Consider the following 9294-nt stretch of genomic DNA (forward strand, 5'->3'; position numbering starts at 1 on the left):
GCGGAACCAGCCATAGTCTTAATCAATCGATTGATTAATTCTTAAAGCCGCCATGAATACAACACCCACGACAACGAAAGGTGAACAGGCGAAAAGCCAGCTTATCGCCGCCGCGCTGGCGCAGTTTGGCGAGTATGGCCTGCACGCCACCACGCGCGACATCGCCGCGCAGGCCGGACAAAACATCGCGGCCATTACCTACTATTTTGGCTCAAAAGAGGATTTATACCTCGCCTGCGCCCAGTGGATCGCTGACTTTATTGGCACCCATTTTCGCCCGCAGGTGGAAGAGGCCGCCGGGCTGCTCGAACAGCCCTCCCCCGACCGCGCCGCGATCCGTCAGCTTATCCTTAACGCCTGCCACAATATGATCAGGCTGCTGACGCACGACGACACGCTCAACCTGAGCAAATTTATCTCTCGCGAACAGCTCTCGCCCACCGCGGCCTACCAGCGGGTACATGACCAGGTCATCGATCCGATGCACGGCCACCTGACCCGGCTGGTCGCGGCCTACACCGGGCGAGACGCGAACGACACCGAGACCATTTTGCATACCCATGCCCTGCTGGGCGAAGTGCTGGCGTTTCGCCTGGGGCGGGAAACGATTTTGTTACGCACCGGCTGGACGCAGTTTGATGAGGATAAAGCCGCGCAGATTAGCCAGGTCATCACCTGTCACGTCGATCTGATCCTGCAAGGCTTAACGCTAAGGAGCCTGAAGTCATGAAAAAATCCGTCGCCATCGTTCTGGTGGCCGTTGTGGTGCTCGCGGCGGGCGTGGGGGGCTGGCTGTGGTATCAAAGCCAGCAGGACAGAGGCCTGACGCTGTACGGCAACGTTGATATTCGTACCGTCAACATGAGCTTCCGCGTCGGCGGCCGTCTGGCCTCGCTTAGCGTCGACGAGGGCGACGCGATCAAACAAGGGCAAACGCTGGGCTCGCTCGACAAAGCGCCGTATGAGAACGCGCTGATGCAGGCAAAAGCGGGCGTCTCCGTCGCGCAGGCGCAGTATGACCTGATGCGGGCGGGCTATCGTGACGAAGAGATTGCCCAGGCTGAAGCGGCCGTGAAACAGGCGAAGGCCGCCTACGACTACGCGCAGAACTTCTACAGCCGCCAGCAGGGGCTGTGGAAAAGCCGCACCATTTCGGCTAACGATCTGGAAAACGCCCGTTCTTCACGCGATCAGGCGCAGGCCACGCTGAAGTCCGCGCAGGACAAGCTCAGCCAGTACCGCACCGGTAACCGCGAGCAGGATATCGCGCAGGCGAAGGCCAGCCTCGAACAGGCGCAGGCCCAGCTGGCGCAGGCCGAGCTGGATCTGCGCGACACCACGCTGGTCGCGCCGTCTGACGGCACGCTGATGACCCGCGCCGTCGAGCCGGGCAGCATGCTGAGCGCGGGCAGCACCGTCCTGACGCTCTCCTTAACCCGCCCGGTGTGGGTGCGCGCCTACATTGACGAGCCGAACCTCGGCCAGATGCAGCCGGGCCGCGAGCTGCTGCTCTACACCGACGGGCGTCCGGACAGGCCGTACCACGGCAGGGTGGGCTTTGTGTCGCCAACCGCCGAGTTCACGCCTAAAACCGTCGAAACGCCTGACCTGCGCACCGACCTTGTCTATCGCCTGCGCATTATCGTGACCGACGCGGACGACGCGCTGCGCCAGGGCATGCCGGTCACCGTGACGCTCGGCGACGGGGAACGACATGAATGACGCGGTTATCCAACTCGACAATCTGGTAAAACGCTTCGCGGGCATGGAAAAGCCCGCCGTCGCGCCGCTGAACTGCACCATTCAGAAAGGCTACGTGACCGGGCTGGTCGGCCCGGACGGCGCGGGAAAAACCACGCTGATGCGCATGCTGGCGGGGCTGCTGAAGCCGGACGAAGGGTCCGCCAGCGTGCTCGGCCTCGATCCGATCAAGGACGACGGCGCGCTCCACGCCATGCTCGGCTATATGCCGCAGAAGTTCGGCCTGTACGAAGATCTGACGGTAATGGAAAACCTCAACCTGTACGCCGACCTGCGCAGCGTGACCGGCGAAACCCGGCAGAAAACCTTTGCCCGCCTGCTGGAATTTACCTCCCTCGGCCCGTTTACCGGCCGCCTGGCGGGCAAGCTCTCCGGCGGCATGAAGCAGAAGCTGGGGCTGGCCTGCACGCTGGTGGGCGAGCCGAAGGTGCTGCTGCTGGACGAGCCCGGCGTGGGCGTTGACCCGATCTCGCGCCGCGAGCTGTGGCAGATGGTGCACGAGCTGGCGGGCGACGGGATGCTGATCCTCTGGAGCACCTCCTACCTCGACGAGGCGGAGCAGTGCCGGGACGTGCTGCTGATGAACGAGGGCGAGCTGCTCTATCAGGGCGACCCGACGCAGCTGACCCAAAGCATGGCCGGGCGCAGCGTCCTGCTGCACAGCCAGCAGGAGTCCAACCGCCGCCTGCTGCAGCGCGTGCTGAAGCTGCCCGCGGTCAGCGACGGGATGATTCAGGGGCGCTCGGTGCGGGCGATCCTCAAAAAAGAGGCCACCGCGGACGATATCCGCCGGGCGCCCGGCATGCCGGAAATCGAAATAATCGACACCGCCCCGCGCTTCGAGGACGCCTTTATCGACCTGCTGGGCGGCGCGGGCGCATCGGAATCGCCGCTGGGCGCAATTTTACACACCGTGGACGGCACGCCGGGCGAAACGGTGATTGAAGCGAAGTCGCTCACCAAGAAGTTCGGCGACTTCGCCGCGACCGACAACGTCAACTTCGCGGTCAAGCGCGGGGAGATTTTTGGCCTGCTGGGGCCAAACGGCGCGGGAAAATCTACCACCTTCAAAATGATGTGCGGCCTGCTGGTGCCGACGTCGGGCAAGGCGCTGGTGCTCGATATGGATCTGAAGGTCAGCTCCGGCAGGGCGCGCCAGCACCTGGGCTATATGGCGCAGAAGTTTTCCCTCTACGGCAACCTGACGGTGGAACAGAACCTGCGCTTTTTCTCCGGCGTGTATGGCCTGCGCGGGCGGGCGCAGAACGAGAAGATTGCCCGCATGAGCGAGGCGTTTGCGCTGACCGGCATCGCCTCGAACGCCACGGATTCTCTTCCCCTCGGCTTTAAGCAGCGCCTGGCCCTGGCCTGCTCGCTGATGCACGAGCCGGACATTCTGTTTCTCGACGAGCCCACCTCCGGCGTTGATCCCCTCACCCGCCGCGAGTTTTGGCTGCACATCAACAGTATGGTGGAGAAAGGGGTCACGGTGATGGTCACCACCCACTTTATGGACGAGGCGGAGTATTGCGACCGCATCGGGCTGGTCTATCGCGGCAAGCTGATCGCCCACGGCACGCCGGACGATCTCAAGGCTCAGGCGGCGGACGATGACCAGCCGGACCCCACCATGGAGCAGGCGTTCATCACCCTCATCCACGACTGGGATAAGGAGCATGCCAATGAGCACTAAGGTGATTTCCTGGCGCCGGGTGCGCGCGCTGTGCGTGAAGGAGACGCGCCAGATCGTGCGCGACCCGAGCAGCTGGCTGATTGCGGTAGTGATCCCCCTGCTGCTGCTGTTTATCTTTGGCTACGGGATTAACCTGGATTCGAGCAAGCTGCGGGTCGGGATACTGCTGGAGCAGCAGAGCAAGGAGGCGCTGGATTTTACCCACGCCATGACCGGCTCGCCCTACATCGACGCCACCATCAGCGACAGCCGTCAGGAGCTGATTCAGGAAATGCAGGCCGGGAAAATACGCGGCCTGATCGTCATTCCGGTGGATTTCGCCGCCAATATGGCGCGCGCGGGGAACGATGCGCCGATTCAGGTGATTACCGACGGCAGCGAGCCGAACACCGCCAACTTCGTGCAGGGCTACGCGGAGGGGATCTGGCAGCTGTGGCAGATGCAGCGCGCCGAGGACCGGGGCGAAACCTTTGAGCCGCTGATCGACGTGCAGACCCGCTACTGGTTTAACCCGGCGGCCATCAGCCAGCACTTTATTATCCCCGGCGCGGTGACCATCATCATGACGGTGATTGGCGCGATCCTCACCTCGCTGGTCATCGCCCGCGAGTGGGAGCGCGGCACCATGGAGGCGCTGCTCTCCACCGAGGTGACGCGCGTGGAGCTGCTGCTGTGCAAGCTTATCCCCTACTACTTCCTCGGCATGCTGGCGATGCTGCTCTGCATGCTGGTTTCGGTGTTTATCCTCGGCGTGCCGTATCGCGGCTCGCTGGTCGTGCTGTTCTTTATCACCAGCCTGTTTTTGCTCAGCACGCTCGGGATGGGGCTGCTGATCTCCACCGTGACCCGCAACCAGTTCAACGCCGCGCAGGTGGCGCTCAACGCCGCGTTCCTGCCGTCGATTATGCTGTCCGGGTTTATTTTTCAGATAGACAGTATGCCCGCGGTGATCCGCGCCGTGACGTACATCATTCCGGCCCGCTACTTCGTGAGCACGCTGCAAAGCCTGTTCCTGGCCGGGAATATTCCGGTGGTGCTGATTATCAACACGCTGTTTTTGATGGCGTCGGCGGTGATGTTTATCGGGCTGACGTGGATGAAGACCAAACGGCGATTGGATTAAGTATGTAGGTCGGGTAAGCGAACGCGCCACCCGACAGGAGGACGACGCAATGTTTCACCGTTTATGGACGCTGATCCGCAAAGAGCTGCAATCCCTGCTGCGCGAGCCGCAGACCCGCGCCATTCTGGTGCTGCCGGTGCTGATTCAGGTGCTGCTGTTCCCGTTTGCCGCCACGCTGGAGGTGACCAACGCCACCATCGCGATTTATAACGAGGACAACGGCAAACATTCCGTCGAGCTGACGCAGCGCTTTGCCCGGGCGAAAGCCTTCACCCACATCCTGCTGCTGAAAAGCCCGCAGGAGATCCGCCCGACGCTGGACACGCAGAAGGCGCTGCTGCTGGTGCGCTTCCCGGCGGATTTCTCGCGCAATATTGATACCTTCCAGCCCGCGCCGATGCAGCTCATCCTCGACGGACGTAACTCGAACAGCGCCCAGATTGCGGCCAACTATCTGCAACAGGTGGTGAAGAATTACCAGCAGGAGCTGATGGAGGGCAAGCCGAAGCCCAACAACAGCGAGCTGGTGGTGCGCAACTGGTACAACCCGAACCTCGACTACAAGTGGTTTGTGGTACCGTCGCTGATCGCCATGATCACCACCATCGGGGTGATGATCGTCACCTCCCTGTCGGTGGCGCGCGAGCGCGAGCAGGGCACGCTCGATCAGCTGCTGGTCTCCCCGCTGGCGACCTGGCAAATCTTCGTCGGCAAGGCCATTCCGGCGCTGATTGTTGCAACCTTCCAGGCCACGATCGTGCTCGGCGTGGGGATCTGGGCGTACGCGATCCCGTTTGCCGGATCGCTGGCGCTCTTCTACTTCACGATGGTGATTTACGGGCTGTCGCTGGTCGGGTTTGGGCTGCTGATTTCGGCGCTCTGCTCCACGCAGCAGCAGGCGTTCATCGGCGTGTTCGTCTTTATGATGCCGGCGATTTTGCTGTCGGGGTACGTCTCGCCGGTGGAAAACATGCCGGTGTGGCTGCAGGATTTAACGTGGATAAACCCGATCCGCCACTTCACGGATATCACCAAGCAGATTTATTTGAAGGATGCGAGTCTGGACATCGTGTGGGGAAGTTTGTGGCCGCTGCTGGTCATCGCGGCCACAACGGGCTCAGTGGCCTATGCGATGTTTAGACGAAACATCGCGTAGCTTTTTCTCTTTGGTCAGCAGCGAGACAACCGCGGGGCCTGCAAGGATCGCCAGACCCGCGAGGGCCAGCAGCAGGTTGTTTTGCAGCACGCGCGACAGCAGCCACAGCACGATCATCGCGGCGCCGAAATACCACGTGGTGGTGAGCTCTTCGAGCACATCACCCACCTCGCGCCAGCGCGCTTCATGATGACGCTGTAAAAACAGCATCGACAGTACGGTCACGCCGTACAGCACGCACAGCCCAAGGCCGACGCGCACCAGCGTACCGCTCATCCAGCCCATCACCAGTACGGCCACGACCAGTAAATGCAACATTATCTGCCAGCAACTGAGTCCAGTTGTGACGCGAACGCGTTGTTGCCACTTCATGGCTTCTCTCCTGAAGGATTTTTCTCTGCACATTCAGACTACCGCACTTTACGGAAAATTCCGTAACGCCGCATCTTTTTGTGACGCCTACTACACTTTATTTTCATCAGGATAGTGACGCTGGCAGGAGTTTATGACCCATAAAACACAGCATTTCTCCCTTAAGGTGCTAACCATAAACATTCATAAGGGCTTCACAGCATTTAACCGCCGCTTCATTTTACCGGAGCTGCGCGACGCGGTGCGCACCGTCAGCGCCGACATTGTCTGCCTGCAGGAAGTAATGGGCGCGCACGACGTGCATCCGATGCATGTCGAAAACTGGCCCGATACGCCGCACTACGAATTTCTGGCGGATACGATGTGGAGCGATTACGCCTACGGGCGCAACGCGGTGTATCCCGAGGGGCATCACGGTAACGCCGTGCTGTCCCGCTACCCGATTGAGCATTATGAAAATCGCGACGTGTCGGTGGGCGAAAGTGAAAAGCGCGGGCTGCTCTACTGCCGCGTGGCGCCGCCGGACCTGGCCTTTCCGATCCACGTGGGATGCGTGCATCTGGGGCTGCGGGAGGCGCACCGTCAGGCGCAGCTGGAGATGCTGGCCGAGTGGACCAACGCGCTGCCGGAGGGCGAGCCGGTGGTAGTCGCGGGCGATTTCAACGACTGGCGGCAGCGGGCGAACCATCCGCTGAAGGTGAGCGCCGGGCTGGAGGAAATTTTCACCCGCGCCCACGGCAGGCCCGCCCGCACGTTCCCGGTGCGCTTTCCCCTGCTGCGCCTCGACCGCATCTACGTGAAAAACGCCCACGCCAGCAGCCCGACCGCGCTGGCATTGCTTAACTGGCGGCATCTCTCCGATCACGCCCCGCTCAGCGCGGAGATCCACTTATGAAATGTACATGGCAAGAGGGAAACCGCATCGTTCTGCTGGAAAACGGCGACCAGTATTATCCCGCCGTCTTTGAGGCCATCGACCGCGCGCAGCAGAAGGTGATCCTCGAAACCTTTATCTGGTTTGAGGATGAGGTGGGTAAACGGCTGCACGCCGTGCTGCTGCGCGCCGCCCAGCGCGGAATTAAAATTGAGGTTCTGCTGGACGGCTACGGCTCGCCGGACCTCAGCGATGATTTCGTCAACGAGCTAACCTCCGCGGGCGTGGTGTTCCGCTACTACGATCCCGGCCCGCGCCTGTTCGGCATGCGCACCAACCTGTTCCGCAGGATGCACCGCAAGATCGTGGTGGTGGACGAGTCCGTGGCCTTTGTCGGCGGGATTAACTACTCCGCCGAGCACATGTCCGACTACGGGCCGGAGGCAAAGCAGGACTACGCCATCCGCATTGAAGGCCCGGTGGTGCAGGACATTCTGCTGTTCGAGCTGGAAAACCTGCCTGGGAAAGAGGCCGCCCGCCGCTGGTGGAAGCGCCGCCATCGCCCCGAGGAGAACCGCATGCCCGGCGAGGCGCAGGCGCTGTTCGTCTGGCGCGATAACGGCGAGCATCGGGACGACATCGAACGTCACTATCTGAAGATGCTGGCCAACGCGAAGCGTGAGGTGATTATCGCCAACGCCTACTTCTTCCCCGGCTACCGCCTGCTGCACGCCATGCGCAACGCGGCCCGGCGCGGCGTGCGGGTGAAGCTGATCGTGCAGGGCGAGCCGGACATGCCGATCGTTAAGGTCGGCGCCCGCCTGCTCTACAACTATCTGGTGAAGGGCGGCGTGCAGATCTACGAATACCGCCGTCGGCCGCTGCACGGCAAGGTGGCGCTGATGGACGATCACTGGGCCACCGTCGGCTCCAGCAATCTCGATCCGCTGAGCCTGTCGCTGAACCTGGAAGCCAACCTGATCGTGCACGATCGCCAGTTCAACCACACCCTGCGCGAGAACCTTCACGGGCTTATCGCCAACGACTGCGTGCGCGTGGATGAGTCCATGGTGCCGAAGCGCACCTGGTGGAATCTCGGCATCGGCGTGGTGGTGTTCCACTTCCTGCGCCACTTCCCGGCGATGGTGGGCTGGCTGCCCGCGCACACGCCGAAGCTGGAGCTGGTCGATCCGCCGGTACAGCCGGAAATGGAAACCCAGGACCGCGTTGAAGCGGAAGACGGAGGGAAACTCTGATGTCAACATCACATCCGCGCTGGCGGCTGGCAAAGAAAATCCTCACCTGGCTGTTCTTTATCGCCGTGGCGGTGCTGCTGGTGGTGTACGCGCAGAAGGTCGACTGGGAAGAGGTGTGGAAAGCTCTCCGCAACTACAACCCGGCGGTGCTGCTGGGTGCCGCCGGGCTGACGATCGTGAGCTACCTGATCTACGGCTGTTACGATCTGCTTGGCCGCGCCTACTGCGGCCACAAGCTGGCGAAGCGGCAGGTGATGCTGGTGTCGTTTATCTGCTATGCCTTTAACCTGACGCTCAGCACCTGGGTCGGCGGGATCGGCATGCGCTATCGCCTCTACTCGCGCCTGGGGCTGCCGGGCGGCACGATCACCCGCATTTTCTCACTGAGCATTACCACCAACTGGCTGGGCTACATTCTGCTCGGCGGAGTGATTTTCACCATCAACGTGGTGCAGCTGCCCCCGCACTGGTACATCGATGAATCCACGCTGCGGATTTTGGGCATCGTGCTGCTGCTGATCGTCGCCGTTTACCTGTGGGCCTGCGCCTTTGCGAAGCGTCGTCACGTGACCATCAAGGGGCAAAAGCTGGTGCTGCCCTCGTGGAAGTTTGCGGTGCTGCAGATGGTGGTCTCCAGCGCCAACTGGATGGCAATGGGGGCGATCATCTGGCTGCTGATTGGCGAAGATATTAACTATTTCTTCGTGCTGGGCGTGCTGCTGGTTAGCAGTATTGCCGGAGTCATCGTCCACATTCCGGCGGGGATCGGCGTGCTGGAGGCGGTATTTATCGCGCTGCTGGCGGGGGAGCACGTTTCGCACGGCACCATTATCGCCGCGCTGCTGGCCTACCGTATGCTGTACTACTTCCTGCCGCTGGCGCTGGCGACGGTGTGCTATCTGGTGCTGGAGAGTCGGGCGAAAAAGCTGCGGGCGAAGAATGAGCGGATGTTAGCGAAGTGAATAAGTCGGGGGGGGGGGGGGGGGGGGGGGGGGGGGGGGGGGGGGGGGGGGGGGGGGGGGGGGGGGGGGGGGGGGGGGGGGGGGGGGGGGGGGGGGG

9 protein-coding genes are annotated in these 9294 nt (G+C 62.0%); 8 read left to right on the top strand and 1 reads right to left on the bottom strand.

Annotated elements, in window-relative coordinates; translation table 11 throughout:
- Positions 1 to 52: 52 nt before the first annotated feature.
- Genes cecR through AB8804_RS05865 form a run of 5 tightly spaced genes read left to right on the top strand, consistent with a single transcriptional unit; the run spans position 53 to position 5733 of the window.
- A complete protein-coding gene (gene cecR, locus AB8804_RS05845; protein ID WP_371184077.1) occupies positions 53 to 730 on the top strand; it encodes a transcriptional regulator CecR in 678 nt (225 codons plus the stop codon).
- A complete protein-coding gene (hlyD, locus tag AB8804_RS05850) occupies positions 727 to 1722 on the top strand; it encodes a secretion protein HlyD (RefSeq protein WP_371184079.1) in 996 nt (331 codons plus the stop codon). Before cecR ends, hlyD begins: the two co-directional genes overlap by 4 nt.
- Positions 1715 to 3454, top strand: a complete 1740-nt coding sequence (locus AB8804_RS05855; RefSeq protein ID WP_371184081.1) for an ATP-binding cassette domain-containing protein — start codon at positions 1715 to 1717, stop codon at positions 3452 to 3454. Before hlyD ends, AB8804_RS05855 begins: the two co-directional genes overlap by 8 nt.
- Entirely contained in the window at positions 3444 to 4577 is a 1134-nt protein-coding gene (locus AB8804_RS05860) for an ABC transporter permease (RefSeq protein WP_371184083.1), read from the top strand. The genes AB8804_RS05855 and AB8804_RS05860 overlap by 11 nt, the downstream gene beginning before the upstream one ends.
- Positions 4578 to 4626: 49 nt before the next feature.
- Entirely contained in the window at positions 4627 to 5733 is a 1107-nt protein-coding gene (locus tag AB8804_RS05865; protein WP_371184085.1) for an ABC transporter permease, read from the top strand.
- On the opposite strand, the gene AB8804_RS05870 is transcribed toward AB8804_RS05865, so the two are convergent.
- Positions 5695 to 6105, bottom strand: coding sequence for a YbhQ family protein (locus AB8804_RS05870; protein ID WP_371184087.1), 411 nt, complete (start codon positions 6103 to 6105; stop codon positions 5695 to 5697). The genes AB8804_RS05865 and AB8804_RS05870 overlap by 39 nt on opposite strands.
- A 133-nt stretch (positions 6106 to 6238) precedes the next feature.
- On the opposite strand from AB8804_RS05870, the gene AB8804_RS05875 reads away from it, so the two are divergent.
- From AB8804_RS05875 to AB8804_RS05885, 3 genes are read left to right on the top strand one after another with little or no spacing between them, the layout of a single operon-like run.
- Entirely contained in the window at positions 6239 to 7000 is a 762-nt protein-coding gene (locus tag AB8804_RS05875; RefSeq protein ID WP_371184088.1) for an endonuclease/exonuclease/phosphatase family protein, read from the top strand.
- Positions 6997 to 8235 (top strand): cardiolipin synthase ClsB, encoded by a 1239-nt coding sequence (gene clsB / locus AB8804_RS05880; RefSeq protein ID WP_371184089.1) that lies wholly within the window; start codon positions 6997 to 6999, stop codon positions 8233 to 8235. The genes AB8804_RS05875 and clsB overlap by 4 nt, the downstream gene beginning before the upstream one ends.
- Positions 8235 to 9197 (top strand): lysylphosphatidylglycerol synthase domain-containing protein, encoded by a 963-nt coding sequence (locus tag AB8804_RS05885; RefSeq protein ID WP_371184090.1) that lies wholly within the window; start codon positions 8235 to 8237, stop codon positions 9195 to 9197. Before clsB ends, AB8804_RS05885 begins: the two co-directional genes overlap by 1 nt.
- Positions 9198 to 9294 lie beyond the last annotated feature (97 nt).

Origin of the sequence: Enterobacter sp. KBR-315C3_2022, from assembly GCF_041399425.1 — a bacterium.
Lineage (GTDB): Bacteria > Pseudomonadota > Gammaproteobacteria > Enterobacterales > Enterobacteriaceae > Enterobacter.